The organism is Aeromonas encheleia (assembly GCF_900637545.1).
GTDB lineage: Bacteria > Pseudomonadota > Gammaproteobacteria > Enterobacterales > Aeromonadaceae > Aeromonas > Aeromonas encheleia.
Genome location: NZ_LR134376.1, coordinates 777,875 through 792,650, shown reverse-complemented (window position 1 = coordinate 792,650; position 14,776 = coordinate 777,875). Strand labels below are relative to the sequence as shown.

The 14,776-nt window shown below is 63.8% G+C and carries 13 protein-coding genes and 2 pseudogenes; 8 read left to right on the top strand and 7 right to left on the bottom strand.

All coding sequences use genetic code 11. The annotated features are described in order from the left end of the window. Window positions 1–223: 223 nt before the first annotated feature. Window positions 224–2,098 carry a diguanylate cyclase gene (locus EL255_RS03830; RefSeq protein ID WP_232018900.1) on the bottom strand — a complete coding sequence of 625 codons (1,875 nt, stop codon included), beginning with the start codon at window positions 2,096–2,098 and terminating at the stop codon, window positions 224–226. A 195-nt stretch (window positions 2,099–2,293) separates the two neighbouring features. Here EL255_RS03830 and EL255_RS21420 point away from each other — a divergent pair. The 3 genes and pseudogenes from EL255_RS21420 to EL255_RS03820 all read left to right on the top strand — a co-directional run. Continuing rightward, window positions 2,294–2,413 (top strand): annotated as a pseudogene (locus tag EL255_RS21420) (diguanylate cyclase); the annotation flags it as partial. Then, window positions 2,407–2,723, top strand: a pseudogene (locus EL255_RS03825) (IS5/IS1182 family transposase); the annotation flags it as partial. The pseudogenes EL255_RS21420 and EL255_RS03825, both read left to right, overlap by 7 nt. Window positions 2,724–2,920: 197 nt before the next feature. Continuing rightward, a complete protein-coding gene (locus EL255_RS03820) occupies window positions 2,921–3,121 on the top strand; it encodes a hypothetical protein (RefSeq protein ID WP_126623263.1) in 201 nt (66 codons plus the stop codon). Window positions 3,122–3,553: 432 nt separating this feature from the next. Here the strand turns inward: EL255_RS03820 and viaA are convergent, their stop codons facing one another. Both viaA and EL255_RS03810 read right to left on the bottom strand, forming a co-directional pair. Then, window positions 3,554–5,008, bottom strand: coding sequence for an ATPase RavA stimulator ViaA (gene viaA / locus EL255_RS03815; RefSeq protein ID WP_042651816.1), 1,455 nt, complete (start codon window positions 5,006–5,008; stop codon window positions 3,554–3,556). 89 nt (window positions 5,009–5,097) lie between these two features. Beyond that, window positions 5,098–6,705 (bottom strand): ATPase RavA domain-containing protein, encoded by a 1,608-nt coding sequence (locus EL255_RS03810; protein WP_042651815.1) that lies wholly within the window; start codon window positions 6,703–6,705, stop codon window positions 5,098–5,100. A 299-nt stretch (window positions 6,706–7,004) separates the two neighbouring features. On the opposite strand from EL255_RS03810, the gene EL255_RS03805 reads away from it, so the two are divergent. Next, window positions 7,005–7,421, top strand: a complete 417-nt coding sequence (locus EL255_RS03805) for a DNA polymerase III subunit psi (RefSeq protein ID WP_042651814.1) — start codon at window positions 7,005–7,007, stop codon at window positions 7,419–7,421. Window positions 7,422–7,565: 144 nt separating this feature from the next. Then, complete coding sequence (gene rimI, locus EL255_RS03800) at window positions 7,566–8,015, top strand: ribosomal protein S18-alanine N-acetyltransferase (protein WP_042651829.1); 450 nt, start codon at window positions 7,566–7,568, stop codon at window positions 8,013–8,015. Window positions 8,016–8,028: 13 nt separating this feature from the next. Here the strand turns inward: rimI and EL255_RS03795 are convergent, their stop codons facing one another. Then, entirely contained in the window at window positions 8,029–8,571 is a 543-nt protein-coding gene (locus EL255_RS03795; RefSeq protein WP_042651813.1) for a thioredoxin domain-containing protein, read from the bottom strand. 183 nt (window positions 8,572–8,754) lie between these two features. Between EL255_RS03795 and EL255_RS03790 the strand changes: the two genes are divergently transcribed. After that, a complete protein-coding gene (locus EL255_RS03790) occupies window positions 8,755–10,545 on the top strand; it encodes an AMP-dependent synthetase/ligase (RefSeq protein WP_042651812.1) in 1,791 nt (596 codons plus the stop codon). A 92-nt stretch (window positions 10,546–10,637) separates the two neighbouring features. Here the strand turns inward: EL255_RS03790 and EL255_RS03785 are convergent, their stop codons facing one another. The 3 genes from EL255_RS03785 to EL255_RS03775 all read right to left on the bottom strand — a co-directional run bounded on the left by EL255_RS03785 (window position 10,638) and on the right by EL255_RS03775 (window position 12,707). After that, the gene (locus tag EL255_RS03785) at window positions 10,638–11,330 is read right to left on the bottom strand and encodes an aspartate/glutamate racemase family protein (protein ID WP_042651811.1); all 693 of its coding nucleotides are present in this window, start codon (window positions 11,328–11,330) and stop codon (window positions 10,638–10,640) included. Window positions 11,331–11,417: 87 nt separating this feature from the next. After that, window positions 11,418–12,008: a LysE family translocator gene (locus EL255_RS03780; protein WP_042651828.1), complete on the bottom strand. Its 591-nt coding sequence runs from the start codon at window positions 12,006–12,008 to the stop codon at window positions 11,418–11,420. Between the two features lie 102 nt (window positions 12,009–12,110). Then, the gene (locus EL255_RS03775) at window positions 12,111–12,707 is read right to left on the bottom strand and encodes a LysE family translocator (RefSeq protein ID WP_042651810.1); all 597 of its coding nucleotides are present in this window, start codon (window positions 12,705–12,707) and stop codon (window positions 12,111–12,113) included. Between the two features lie 118 nt (window positions 12,708–12,825). On the opposite strand from EL255_RS03775, the gene EL255_RS03770 reads away from it, so the two are divergent. Then, the gene (locus EL255_RS03770; RefSeq protein ID WP_126623262.1) at window positions 12,826–14,202 is read left to right on the top strand and encodes an aminotransferase-like domain-containing protein; all 1,377 of its coding nucleotides are present in this window, start codon (window positions 12,826–12,828) and stop codon (window positions 14,200–14,202) included. A gap of 10 nt (window positions 14,203–14,212) precedes the next feature. Further along, window positions 14,213–14,677, top strand: a complete 465-nt coding sequence (locus EL255_RS03765; RefSeq protein WP_126623261.1) for a hypothetical protein — start codon at window positions 14,213–14,215, stop codon at window positions 14,675–14,677. Window positions 14,678–14,776: the final 99 nt, after the last annotated feature.

Here is a 14,776-nt window from a genome sequence, read left to right as displayed (position 1 = left end):
CCGTGGGAATAAATCCGGGCTGCCGCATTCAACTCACGGCACACATACACGCAACAGCACCACGCTGGCTGGCATCTGGCCAAGCCGGTGGAAAGAAGGAGGAGCGTTGCGTTACATGGGTTTTCTCGCCTGAGCCAAAGCAAAATTGCGCGACATTATACCCGCGCGAGTGAAAAATACCCAGCCCGGTATGATGGGGGCGCGGGACGCCGCCTTGGCGGGATCATTCGGCCTTCACCACCCGGTTGCGCCCGGTCTGCTTGGCCTTGTACATGGCCTCGTCGGCGCGGCGGATCAGCTCCCCCAGGTTGTCGTCCTGCGGCCGGTACTGGGCACAGCCGATGCTGACCCGGATCGGATGATCCTCTGGGACCCCCTCGATGCGCAGCCGGGCGACCTCGAGCCGGATCCGCTCCGCCACCTCGGCCGCCTCGTCGAGCCGGGTCTCCGGCAGCAGCACCAGGAACTCCTCGCCGCCGTTGCGCCCCACCCTGTCCAGGCTGCGCAGCTGATCCTCGATGCACTGGGCCACGGCGGTCAGCACCAGATCGCCGACGTGGTGGCCCAGCCGGTCGTTGACCCGCTTGAAGTGGTCGATGTCCAGCAGCAGCACGCACAGCGGCTTGCCGCTCTCGCGCGCCTGGCTGAACCATTTGCGCCCCTTGGCCTGGATCTGGCGCCGGTTGTGGATGCCGGTGAGCTCATCTGTCATGGCGAGCCGGCGCATCTTGCGGGTGCGGCCGAGCTGATAGAGCACCAGCATGGCCATCACCAGCACCAACAGCCCAGCCACCAGCGCTTGCCATTGCCGTCGCTCCTGCAGCTGCTTGAGCTTCTCCTCCTGCAGCAGTTGCTTGGTCTTGAGGGTCTGGTTCTCCAGCTCCTTGCGAGCCAGATCGAATTCGAAGCGCATCTGCAAGGAGCGCTGCTCCTGCAGCACCCGCTCGAGATCCTGATTGGCCTTCACGAACTGCTTGAGGCTGGCCAGCGCCTCCTTGATGCGCCCCTGTCGCTCCAGCACCCTGGCCCGCACCTCGTGGACCCAGGCGAGGAAGCGCAGGTTCTGCTCCCTGCCGAAGATCGGCTCGGCCTGCGCCAGGTGCGCCAGCGCCTTGGCCGACTGCCCCATGGCATCCAGCACCATGGCCATCACTATGTGCCAGTGACCGCGGGTCACGGTGTCGGCCCCCTCCCGCTGGTTCAGCAGCGAGGAGGCCTGCTCCAGCTTGCTCATGGCCTCCGCCGTCTTGCCCTGGTTGAGCAAGATGGTCGCCATCTCGATCTGGCTCCAGGCCAGCATCCCGTCCCGATGCTGGGCCTGGTAAAACTGCTCGGCCCGGGACAGCAGGGGCAGGGCCCTGTCATATTCCCCCATCTCGCTGTAGAGCAGCCCCTGCTGGGAGTGGATGTCGATCAGGTGCTCCTGCTCGTTGCGGCTGCGGTAGTCGTGCTCCAGCTCCTGAAAGTAGCCCTCCGCCCGCTCATAGAGCCCCATCCGGCGATAGGCGTTGGCGATCTTGGCCAGCACCTCGCGCCCCTTGTTGTCCAGCCCGAGATCCTCGTAGCGCCGATGGGCATCTATCAGCTCCATCAGCCCCTCGGCCATCTCCCCCTGATAGGAGTACATCTCGCCACGCAGGCTGAGGATATCGGCGCGCTGCCGGTCATCCCCCAGCCGGCGCGCCAGGGTCAGCCCGTCGTCGTAATCCTGACTGGCCTGGGCCATGTTGCCGAGCAGCTGTTGATGGAGGGCGCGGCAGGCGAGCAGGCCGCTCTCGGTGATCCTGTCCTTGCGGGCGCGGGCGCTGGCCAGCTCCTGGCTGGCGAAGGCCACGATGCGCCGGTATTCGCTGTCCCGCTCGGCGGGCATGGCCCAGCACTGCAGGCGGGCGATCCGCCCCTGCACGTCCGGTGGGTAGCTGTCACTCTGGGCCACCAGGCTGGCGACCCGCTCCCGAAACTCCCTGGCGGGATGAAAATCGTCCTCCAGTTGCTGCAGCTCCCGGGACAGCGCGGGTTCCGCGAGCAGGGCCTGGGCCGCCTGGGCCGGGGTGGCGCACAGCCCGAGCAGCAGGATCAGGTTCATCAGGATCTTCATGCCGGTTCCGTTTCCCCATTCGATAGCGCTGACGCAATGCAGATGCCCATCATATCCCGCCCTGTGGTGGCCGCACAGTCACCACAGGGCGCTGACAACCAGCATCGACTCGCTCTCACTCCCGCTATCTCATTCTTTACAGGAGGAAAATCTGCATCGACTATAGACAAAGCTGGAACGGGTAAGGGCCTATGGATGACATATGAAGAGCTGCGGGAGGCCTATGACAGGCTGCTGCAGGAGAATGAGCGCCTGAAGCGGGTGGCCGAGGATGCCCGTGAGAAGCTGGATGCCGCCTATGACAGCAAAGCCATCAGCTGATAGCTCGTAAAGGAGTTACCGTCTTTATATCGCCTCGCAAGAATGCGGGGCGATGGAAAAAGGAACATCTGAGAAATGAGGCTGTGTTGGTGATGCTCAAACAAGGACTGGCTCACTGGAAGCTGGTGCCGAGGTATCACCGTCATTCACTGGCTGAGACGGTGATGTGCCGGTTTAAACAGTTGATAACAGAAAAATCAGTCTGCGTAACTACAACGGCCAAGTGGGAGAAGTAATGGCATGTATGAGCGCGATAGACAAACTGAACGCCCTTGGTCTACCTGTCAGAAAGCCCCGTATGTAGCGGTCACTTGGGGTTGAGGAAGTAATGCCTTGATGGCTGATTTGGGAAACAACGCCAATGTAAATCCATCTCGGCATTTATTTAAACATTTAACGTTGCCAATGTAATTTAATTATTGTAATTTCAATCTGTTGATTCTCTTCGGAATCAAGAGCTGGAATTAACTACTTCATTAAATTAATCAGCGAGACTATAAAATGAACAATCAAATTAAAGCAATTAAGGATTTAGTAGAAATGCATGAAGCAGGAGCTATTCGCGATAGCGAATTTATCGCTCGCCTGTTCACTCTTACGGGTGAAATGCGAGCGAAGTATTCGAAAGATAACGCAACGTTGGCGAATCCGTCACGTATGGGAGTTGCTAGAAAGTCGCAACGCCCTATTTCATTGATCTAATGAAGAACTAAGGGACCTCAATTAGCTAATATTATTCAGTTAAGAGAGCGTTAACCCCGAGCCGCATAGTTCTATGACTAAAAGACGGAGCAGTTGTTATGCCTCCTTCTTGCTATCACATGTCAGCTAGGACAAGGGTTCTAGGCCAATTTATTTGGCCTGTCTATAGTAAGAGAAAGATGCGTTTCTAAAGGTAGAAACTCATCTTTGATCGGCAAAAAAGATAATATTTACCCCCTAATTAGTTCATTACCAAATAGAGAGCGCGCCATAATAAACCTCATTGCCAGACTCCCTTAACGATAATATACCACCTATGGGAAATACTAGATAAAAATAGCTTTCAATATTTATTGCTAATATTAAAAAAACATTACACTGAGGCAATTTGTTATATTTTTAAGACTCTCAAAAAAGATAAAATAATAAAATCTATTTTCTCTGCCAGCGCCGCAGCAGGCGGCCACGCAGGCCGCAGTCGAGCAGCCAGCTGTTGTCGAACACCCGCAGGATCGCCGCCTTGGCGTGCCTGGACATGGCGACGGCATGGAAGCGGGTCCCCTGCTTGCGCCGCTGGTTCATGCGATCGAGCAGGGCATGGGGCAGGCTCTGGGCGATGAAGTCCGAGATCACCAGCACATCGGCCTTGGCAAAGTCCGGTTGTTCGAGCCGGATCAGCGCCTTCTCGAGACAGGGCACCAGATCGGTACCGCCGTGAAAACTCATGGAGAGGAAGCGTTCCGCCTTGTCGAGCCCGGTCTCGGCGGTGATCTCCAGGGTCGCCACCTCGGTGGAGAACAGCATCAGATAGCAGCCTCGCTGCTCGTCCATCGCCACCTTGAGCAGGGCCAGGAACAGCGCCTTGGCGCACTCCTCCGGGTAGCCGCCCATGGAGCCCGAGGTATCGACACAGACGATGAAGGGGCCGCGCGGCTGCGGCTCCTGCCCGCCCTGCTCCGGGCTGCGCAGCATGAGACGCTGGCGTGGCAGGGTGCCCCGCGACTGGTAGCTGAGCAGGCGCCGCTCCAGATAGCGGCGATAGAACTCCAGCTCCAGCTCAGGCAGGGCCAGCATCACCGCCTCGCTCGGCAGCAGCCGCATCAGATCGTTGGCGGGATGCACCCCCACCAGATCGTCCGGCACGTCGTCGGTCTGCACCTCCTCCAGCTCGTGCACCGGCACCGGCGGCAGGACCCGGGCGTCGGTGCGCCGATCCCGCTCGCTGCGCCCCAGCAGGGCCGCGATCTCCGCCAGCAGGGGCTCCTGCTGCAACATGCGGGCATATTGCTTCACCAGCACCAGGCTGCGCTTGTGCCAGCTGCCCTGGGCCAGATCCCAGAGACCGCCGGCGGAGATCTGGTGCGGATCCAGGGCATCGGCCAGGGTGCGGTTCGCCAGCAGCTGATCCTCTATCTCCTGGCGCTGCTTCTCCCGCTCCGCCTCGGCGATCTGCTGCTGTAGCTGCAACAGGCTGCCCACCAGGCTGCCCCGCCACTTCTCGATGAACAGCTGACGCAGGCTCTCGGTCGGCTGCACCATGATCTGGCGCACCAAGCTGCGGGCATCGCCGGCGAAGGGGCTGTGCTGCTCCAGCGCCTCCAGCAGGCTGGGCAGGCGCCCCACCAGTTCGGACAGGGGCAGCAAGCGATGGGCCTGATAGAGCAGATACTCCCGCTCCAGCGCCACCGGCACCGGCTTGTGGCGCATCTCCTCGCCGAGCTGTTCACTCCAGCTCTGGATGCGTTTCTTGAGCAGCTTGCCCTGCAGCGGGGAGCGCTTGAGGAATTCGGAGATCTTGGGGGTCGAGGCCAGCAGCAGCGCCATCTCCCCCGCCAGCTCCCCCTCCCCCATGAGGAGCCCGAGATCCATCATGCCGATCTCAAGCATGATGAGCCCTCATCCCGCTATCCCGCGCCATCAGCTGCACAGGCACGGCCCCGGCTTGCTCATTGCAGTCGCGTCACCCATGGTCAGCCTCACGCATCCAGCCTGGGCAGGCGATCCCGCCACTGCAGCAGATCGCCGCGCAGCAGGTCCAGATCCCGGTTCAGCACGAAGAAGCTGTCTTCCACCTGCTGCAGCCAGTGATCGCCGATGAACAGGTGCTGCTGATGGCGCTCGAACAGGCTGCGCTGCCCCTTGAGGGCCTGCTGCACCTTGCCCACCTCGGCGGCCAGGACGTCCAGCTCGGCCTGCCAGGGGGTGATCACCAGCTCAGGGATCGCGGTCCGCTCCACCAGCACCAGAGGCACCGGCTGGCGCTGGATATCCAGCACGTGCAGCCGTAGCTGCTCATCCAGCACCAGCTCGTAGTGGCCCTCCTTGGGATTGCCAAGCTGCCAGCCCACCAGCGCCTCGCCGGTGGGGTGCCAGTGAGAGAGCAGGGTGCGATCGAAGGTGAGGGTCTCGGTCAGGCGCTCGGGGTCGCCGCCATCGAGCGGGGCCGGCGTGAGCAGGTGAAAGTGCACCTGCTTGCCGAAGGGTTTGGCGTTGAGCAGCGGCAGCTGCATGCCACGGGCGCGGCGGCCGAACCACTGCTTGCGTTTGACCGCCTTGCAGCCGAGCCGCTGGGACACGGCCCCCTTCAGCTGCTTGAACTGCTCGCGCAGGGAGAGCAGCTGACGGGTCATGGCCAGCTGCTGGTAGCCGTAGAGGCGGGAAAACTCGCCGATCATCTCCAGCAGGGCGGTGCGGGAGGCCTCATCGTGCCAGAGGCAATCCTTGAACAGCAGCAGATCCAGCGGGGCGACCTCGTCGCGACCGTTGAAGAAGGCGCTCGCCTTGATCAGCCGCACCGCCTTCTTCCAGCGTCGATCCGACACGTAGCAGCTATGGCCGAGCTGGCTGTCGAGCTGCTGGCGCAGTTGATAGATGAGCTCGAAGCAGGCGGCGGGCAGCCGCACCTGCTCGATCTGCTCCTGCCAGGCCTCATACTCCTCCCCCTGGATCTGGATCGAGGACGGCAGGTTCTGCCTGGACTGGCCATCGCTCGCCAGCATGGCCTGGAAGTTGGATTTCTCCTGCACCCTGTCCATCCAGATCCGCACCAGCATGCGATCGTAGAGCGCCTCCAGGCCGCTGTCCGGCGCGGGCAGCTCGTTGGAGGCAGTCACCAGCAGCCGCATGGGGATGGGGTGCTGGCTGTCGCCGTTGCGGAACTGGCGTTCGTTGATGGCGGTGAGCAGGGTGTTGAGGATGGCCGGGCCCGCCTTCCAGATCTCGTCGAGGAACACCACCTCGGCCTCCGGCAGGTAGCCGCGGGTCAGCCGCAGGTACTTGCCATCCTCCTTGAGCGCCTGGATGGAGAGCGGGCCGAACACCTCCTCCGGCGTGCTGAAGCGGGTCATCAGGTATTCGAAGTGGCGGGCATCGTGGAAGGCCAGCTTGAGACGGCGGGCGATCAGGCTCTTGGCGATACCGGGCGGGCCCAGCAGGAAGACGCTCTCACCGCTGAGGGCGGCCAGCAGACCGAGCCGCAAGGCGTCCTGCCGCTCGTAGAGTCCCTCGCCGAGGGCCGCCAGCAATCTGGGCAGACGCTCATGAATGGGGACGGCACGAACAGTATTCTGGGCTAAAGGCGGCATAGGCACGGTTCCGAAGCTGGGTGGTCATGAGTGGCTGCGCAGTCCGGCCTCTGGCCCTGCACCACTGCAATGGTCTGTTGATTCTGGTCATCCCCGCCGCAGGGCGCCGGGAAACAGGGTTAACATAGCGAATCAGAGGGATCGCATCTACCCGTAAACATGGGCTGGCGTGCGCCGCATCCCCATGACGGCTTGAGCCCGTAGGATCAAACGCAAACTCCGGGGTGCAGCAAAACCCGCGAAAGTGTACTCTGCCCGTCACGATTTACCCCAACGCAGATCAAGAGTGAGCCTTCGCCATGCAAGATCCCCTGCTGGACCCTTTGCGTCAGCGCATCCTGGCCCGGATGGGCATACCGAGCTGGCAACTGAGAGTGCCGACCCTGCTGGGTGACGCGCCCGCGCCCGTTCAGCCCGTTCAGGAAGATAGCGCAGCCCGCACGCCGGCGGTAGCGGTGATGCCCGAAGGCAAGCTCTGGCTGCTGGCCCCCGGGCGGCCCGCCCCGAGCTTGCTGGCGGACATCTGCCAGTGGCTCGGCATCCGCACCGACGAGGTCGCGGTGCTGGATCGGCTGCCCGAGGGGCTGACTCCGCCCCGGCTCTGGCTGACGGCCGCCGATGCGCGCTGGCCCGACGCCCTGATCTGCCCGCTGACCCCGGATGCGGCCCAGAAGCGGGCGCTGTGGCAGCAGCTGCGCCAGCACACGCCCGGCTGAGCCAACCGATCAGCGGCCTGCCGGCCCCTATGCCGTCTTACTCATCCCGGCTTGCGACCCCGGGCCCCTAGTGCCAAGACCATGGCATGGCCGCGGCCCCGCTCGCAAGCACGAATCCGATCCGGAGTTCCCATGTCTGACCCCATGCCCAGCTTTCGCCCCCTGCTCGACACCGATTTCGAGCTGATCTACCCCATAGAGCAGGCCGCCCACCAGGAGCCCTGGAGCCAGGCCAACCTGCTCTCCTGCTTCGGGCCGCGCTATCTCAATGGCCTGATGCTGGTAGAGGGGCGCCCCGCCGGCTTCTATATCGCGGATCTGGTGGCGGGCGACAGCTCACTGATGAACATCTGCGTCCACCCCGATTTTCAGGGCAAGGGGCTGGGTCGCGCACTGCTCAAGGAGTACCTCGCCCGCAGCAAGGCCAAGAGCGCCGAGGCCTGGTTCCTGGAGGTACGCGCCGGCAACAAGCGCGCCATATCCCTCTACGAGAGTGAAGGCTTCGCCGAATATTGCCGCCGCGCCGACTACTACGGCACCGGCCAGGACAGGGAAGACGCCGTGCTGATGTCACGGCTGTTCGACTTCGGCTGAGCCTTTCTCTTAGCTAAGGCAGCGGCGCATTGTCGATGGCCGGGTCTTCCAGGCTGAGGGTCACCCGCAGCACGGCGTCGAAACCGGCCCCCGAGAGCGGCATGAAGAAGCCGCGGCCGTAGGTGACTCCGGGCATCCAGACCTGCTGCAGATCCACCACTATCTTGATGGGCCGAAGCGGCTCTCCCGGTCGCTGGATATAGACGCCTGGCGGCGTCGCCACCGGCGGGAAGCGGCGCAGTATGTGCTCGCTGCCATCCCCCGCATCCGGGTTGAGCCGCACCTTGACCAGGCCGGCCAGGGTGGATTGCATCTCGGGGGCGCGCCACAGCAGGGCATCGAGCGTCTTGCAGCGTCGACACTTGGCGTGCTCTATCACATAGAGCAGGGGGTAACCCTCGCTCAGCGCCCGTTGCTGCGCCTGCTCATAGCCCTCGGCCCCGCTGAGCCAGGGATTGTCCTCCCCGGCCGGTGGCCCCAGGACGAACCAGAGCGCGCCGGCGCCCGCCAGTACCAGCAAGACCCCAGTAACCAGGCTCTTGATCCCGACACTCATGGCACACCTCCCTGAACGAATCCAGTCTGTCAGCCCCCATCATGCCTGAGCCAAACCGACTTGACGACTTTGTGATCCCAAGCAAACAGCGCACACTTGTAAGCCGGAATGGTAGAGTTTAAACTCCAGTCCGATTTTTAGTGCCCTCACGGGCGTACAACTGTTACTTGAGGATGATTGACCATGTCGCAGCTTCATCTGGTTCGACTGATGCGTGAGCGCATTGCCCGTCTTGGCAACAAGGCCGCCTTGCGCGTCCAGCAGGATGGCCAATGGCGTGCCATCGGCTGGCGCACCCTGGGACAGGCGATGGACTATTGCGCCCAGGCCCTGATCCGGGCCGGCCACCAGCCCACCGAGATGGTCGGCATCTATGCTCGCAACATGCCGGAGTGGACCCAGGCCGATCTCGGCATCCTCGCCGCCCGCGGGGTCAGCGTGCCCATCTACCCCACCAGCACCCTGGACCAACTGCGCTACATAGTGCGCGACGCCGGCATCAAGCTGCTGTTCGTGGGCGAGCAGCAACAGTTCGATCAGGCCCTCGTCTTGTTGAATGAGGGCGAGATCAGCCAGCTCGTCGCCCTCGATGGCGGCGTCGATCTGCGCGGCTGCGCGCAGGCCAGTCACTTCCAGACCTTCCTGGTCTCCGGCAACCATCAGCCAAGCGAGCTGGTGCTGCGCGAGCGCGAATGCCGCTACCGGATGGATGATCTGCTGACCCTGATCTACACCTCGGGCACCACCGGCGAGCCCAAGGGCGTCATGCTCGACTTCGCCAACATCGCCGCCTGCTTCGAGATGCATGACAGCCGCCTGGATCTGAACGAGCAGGATGTGTCGCTCTGCATGTTGCCGCTCAGCCACGTGTTCGAGCGCGCCTGGACCTACTACGTGCTCTACTGCGGCGCCGAGAATGTCTACATCCGCGATCCCCAGAAGGTGATGGAGGTCATCGACGAGGTGAAGCCGACCGTGATGTGCGCCGTGCCGCGCCTCTACGAGAAGGCCTATGCCATGATCCAGGCCAAGGTCGCCCAGGCACCGCGCCTGCGCCGCGCCCTGTTCGGCTGGGCCACCGGGGTCGGCAAGCAGATGGTGGCGACCCGTCAGGCCGGCAAGTCCGCCTCCCCCCTGCTCTACGCCAAGCTCGCCCTGGCCGAACGGCTGGTGTTTCGCAAGCTGCGCGCCCGCTTCGGCGGCCGCACCCGCTTCCTGCCGGTGGCCGGCGCCCGCCTGGCCGACGATGTTAACCTCTTCTTCCAGGCCATGGGGCTCAACCTCAAGTACGGCTACGGCATGACCGAGACCACGGCCACCGTCTGCTGCTATGAGGATCAACAGTTCAGGCTGGGCTCCATCGGCACGCCGCTTGGCGGCATCGAGGTGAAGCTGGGGGAGAACAACGAGCTGCTGGTGCGCTCCCCCACCGTGATGCGCGGCTACTACAACAAGCCGGAGGCCACCGCCGAGGTGATGACCGAGGATGGCTTCCTGCGCACCGGCGATGCGGGCGAGCTGGACGCCGAGGGCAACATCTACTTCACCGAGCGGCTGAAGGAGCTGATGAAGACCTCCAACGGCAAGTACGTGGCACCGCAGCTGGTGGAGGGCACCCTCGGCAAGGATCGCTTCATCGAGCAGATCGCCATCGTCGCCGACGCCCGCCACTTCGTGTCGGCGCTGATCGTACCCTGCTTCGAGTCGCTGGAGGAGTACGCCCGCTCCATCAACCTGCAGTACCAGTGCAAGACCGAGCTGCTGCGCCACTCCCGGGTGGTGGAGTTCTTCGAGTCACGCATCCATGAGCTGCAGCAGGAGCTGGCCAAGTTCGAGCAGGTGAAGAAGTTCACCCTGCTGCCGAGCGCCTTCTCCATGGAGCTGGGGGAGATCACCCCGACCATGAAGCTGCGCCGCAAGATCATCGAGGCCAAGTACCAGAACGAGATCGAAGCCATGTATAGCCATGTCTGAGCACAGCCACGCCTGATCCGACCTGACTACACACCAATAAAAAGAGAGGCGCCGCGGCGCCTCTCTTTTTTGCTCTTTTTTGGGTGGCCCCTTCAGCCAAGCGCCCACGCCACTGCGGCGTCGGCGTGAATGGCGGTGGTGTCGTAGAGCGGCACCGCGGCCTGCGCCTCCCCCATCAGCAGGGCTATCTCGGTGCAGCCCAGGATCACCGCCTGGGCCCCCGCCTCGGCCAGCGCCGCTATGATGGCCAGGTATTCGGCCCGCGATGACGCCAGGATCTGCCCCAGACAGAGCTCGTCATAGATGATGCGATGCACCCGCTCCCGCTCGGCCGCCGGCGGCACCAGCACCTCCAGCCCGAACTGATCTTCCAGTCGCCCCTTGTAGAAATCTTGCTCCATGGTGAAGCAGGTGCCGAGCAGCCCGACCCGCTGCACGCCATCGGCCAGCAAGCGCTGGGCGGTGGCGTCGGCGATGTGCAGCAACGGAATGTCGATGGCGGCGGCTATCTCGGGCGCCACCTTGTGCATGGTGTTGGTGCCGATCAGCAAGAAATCGGCGCCCCCCGCCTGCAGCGCACGGGCTTCGGCCGCCAGCAGGCGGGCGGTGGCGGGCCAGTCACCGGCGTGCTGCAGCCGCTCTATCTCGGCGAAGTCGACGCTGTTGAGCAACACCCTGGCCGAGTGCAGACCACCGAGTCGCGCCCGCACGCCCCGATTGAGCGCCTGGTAATAGCTGACGCTGGACTCCCAGCTCATGCCACCCAGCAGACCGATACATTTCATAACCGCTCCTTTTCACATCGGGTGACGGCCACCCACAGACAAAAAAGGCCCCGAAGGGCCAACAAGACAGAAGGTAAGGCCGAGGGCCTAAATCCAGATCATCAGCACGCAGGCCGCCGTGGCGATCCCCATGGTTCGGTTGAAACGACGCCAGCCCCTGGCGGTGCGGATGAGTCGGCGCACCTGGGCACCGAACAGCACCCAGAAGGCACCGGTGTAGAGGCCGGTGACGAAGAAGATGCCGAGCACCCAGCCGGCGGACGGCCAGTACGACTCCCCCGCCAGGGTGAAGCCGCTGATGGCGGAGAGCGCCATCATCCAGGCCTTGGGGTTGAGCAGTTGCAGCATGGCCCCCTGATGGGCCGGAATGAGAGGCCGGCTGCCCTCGGCCGGGCCGCTGGCGGTCGCCACCTTCCAGGCCAGCCAGAACAGGTAGGCCGAGCCGATGAGCTTGAGGCCCTCGTGCAGCAGCGGCAGCTTCTCGAACATCACCCCGAGTCCCAGCGCCGTGGCCAGGATCATCAGGTTGATGCCGCCGACCACCCCCACCAGCAGCGGTACCGAGCGGCGAAACCCCTGGGCGGCCCCGGCGCTGGTGAGCAGCATGTTGTTGGGGCCCGGCGTGCCACAGGTAATCAGGGCAAATCCCGCCAGGGGCAGCAACCAGTTCAGATCCATCTCAACCTCATCGATATAGAGCAAGCGTCCTAATATGCAGAGTCAGCGTCCTGACGACAAGCTCACCGATGCATTTTCTTTGCATGAATAATCAGACAGCCATTAATACCAGAGCATCACCACGCAGAGGGCGGTCAGCACTCCCAGGCTGCCGTTGAGTCGGCGCCAGCCGCGATCAGAGCTGATCCAGTTGCCGAGCTGGTGACCGAACAGGACCCAGACAAAGCAGATGGGGAAGCCGACCAGGGGGAAGATCAGCATGATACCCCACAGGCTCGGCCAGTAGGCAGTGCCCGCCAGGCTGAACAGGCTGATGGCGGAGATGCCCATCATCCAGGCCTTGGGATTGAGGAACTGGAAGCCCAGCCCCTCCAGCAGGGTCAGCGGACGTGCCCATCTGGCCGGATCGCCGGGGGCACCGGCCACCGCGATGCGCCAGGCCAGCCACAGCAGATAGAGGCTGCCGAAGATCTGCAGCCCCAGCCGCAGCAAGGGCCAGCGCTCGAACAGAGGATAGAGCCCCAGCGCCAGCACCAGCTGCAGCACGGGTTGACCCACGGCCACCCCGATCAGGTGTGGCAGAGTGCGGCGCACCCCGAAGTTGGCGCCGGAGGCGGTCAGCATCAGATTGTTCGGGCCCGGGGTGCCGCAGGTGAGCAGGGCGAATCCCACCAGGGTGACATACCATTCGAGGGTCATAGGGTCATCTCCATATGGCTGCACATTGTATCGGTACAATATGCAGTTCCAGATTGTTTAGGGGCTGACATTCACGCTATATTGAGACAATTATGCGATCAATGGATTTATTGTCACCATGACAATCTGGACTCCGGACCTCGCCCCCTTCGAGGGGCCCCTCTACCTGAAACTGGTCAAGGCCATAGAGCAGGCCATCGCCGATGGCACCCTGCCCCCCCAGACCCGACTGCCGACCCACAGGGCGCTGGCGGACCGGCTGGGGGTGACGGTCGGTACCATCACCCGCGCCTACGCCGAGGCCGAGCGGCGCGGCCTGCTGGCCGCCAGGGTGGGCCACGGCACCTGGGTCAAGGAGGCGGGCACCGATCCGGCCAACGAATGGGTGATCCGCAACGAGGACAATCACCGCATCGAGCTGTGGCAGAACCTGCCGGTCCAGCTGGATCGGGCCGCCATCATCAGGCCCATACTGACCGAACTCGCGGACGGCGATCTCAACGGCCTGCTCGGCTATGACAAGGAGGCGGGACGGCTCCCGCAGCGGCAGCTGTTTGTCGACTGGCTGGCCGAGCAGGGGATCAACGGCAACGAGGAGCGGCTGCTGTTCAGCCACGGCGCCCAGCACGGCATCATGCTGGCGTTGCTGGCCACCGGCTGCGTGGGGGAGACCATTTTGTGCGAGGGGCTCAGCTACCCCGGCATGCTGGGCAATGCCCGCCAGCTGAAGAACCAGGTGGTGGGCCTGCCCATGGACGAGGAGGGACTGATCCCCGCGGCCCTGGATGCCGCCTGCCGCCAGCGGCGGGCCAAGTTGCTCTATCTGACCCCTACCCTGCAGAACCCCACCACCGCCATCATGAGCCTGGCGCGGCGCGAGGCCATAGTCGCCATCGCCCGCCGCCACGATCTGCTGATCATCGAGGACGACGTCAACGGCCTGCTGCCCGAGATCCCGCTCCCGCCCCTGGTCAACCTGGCGCCGGAGCGGGTCATCTACCTCGGCAGCCTGGCCAAGATCGCCTGTGGCGGGCTGCGGGTCGGCTTCGTGCTGACCCCGCCGGCCCTGCGCAACGGCTTCGCCCAGGCGATGCGGCTGTCGAGCTGGATGGTGAGCCCGCTGCTAATCGAGCTGGCCTGCAAGCTGGTGAGCCAGCGCCAGATCATGCCGCTCATCGAGCAGCAGAGACGCATCCTGGCGCGCCGTGGCGAGCTGCTGCGCCACCTGCTGCCGGGCGCCCGCTGGCAGGCGGGCTCCATGCACGCCTGGCTGCCGCTGCCCGAGCCCTGGCGCAGCCAGGAGTTCGCCGAGGCGGCCAACGCCCTTGACGTCGGGGTGGCCAGCGGGGAACACTTTGCTGCCGGCCAGTTTGCCGCCCCCCAGGGGGTACGCCTCAGCCTCAGCCAGCCCGCCACCGACTCCCGGGTCGCCGAGGGGTTGGAGCGGCTCGCCAGCCTGCTGCGCGCCGCGCCGCCGACCAATCCCTTGCTATAAAGGAGTCTTCATGTTCCCACCCCGCGCCACCCTGTTGTTGCTGACCCTGCTGCTGGGGGGCTGCGCCTCGCCCGCCCATCAGCAACTGGGCCAGACCCTGAGCGGGCTGGAGGGTGAGCTGGAGCGGCTGGAGGAGGAGCTGGCCGCCATGAACGGGCTCCATTACCAGCAAGCCATCGATGCCCCCGCCGCCCTGCGCCGCTACCTGAGCGCCCCCGCCCCGACCGCGGAAGGGCTGGTGCCAGAGCAGAGCCAGCTGCTGGACGGCCCCCTGCTGCGCTATCGTTATCGCCTGCCGACCGGCATGGCCCGGCTGCCCCTGGATAATCCCTGCCTGCGCTACGAGTTCGAGCTGCGCCACCTCGGCCGCCTCGGTCAACTCGATCTGGTCTGGCAGGCGGATGACCACCAGGGTCGCCGCCGCCTCTATCAGTCTGACTGCCGCTTCTCGGCCATGGGGCCCGGTCTGCAATAACCGCACCGCGGGCAGATGTGACAAGGGGTTGGCCAGTGGCCAACCCCTTGTGTTTATTGTCCCTGTTTGCCAGCCGACCTTAGAACAGACCCCGCACCA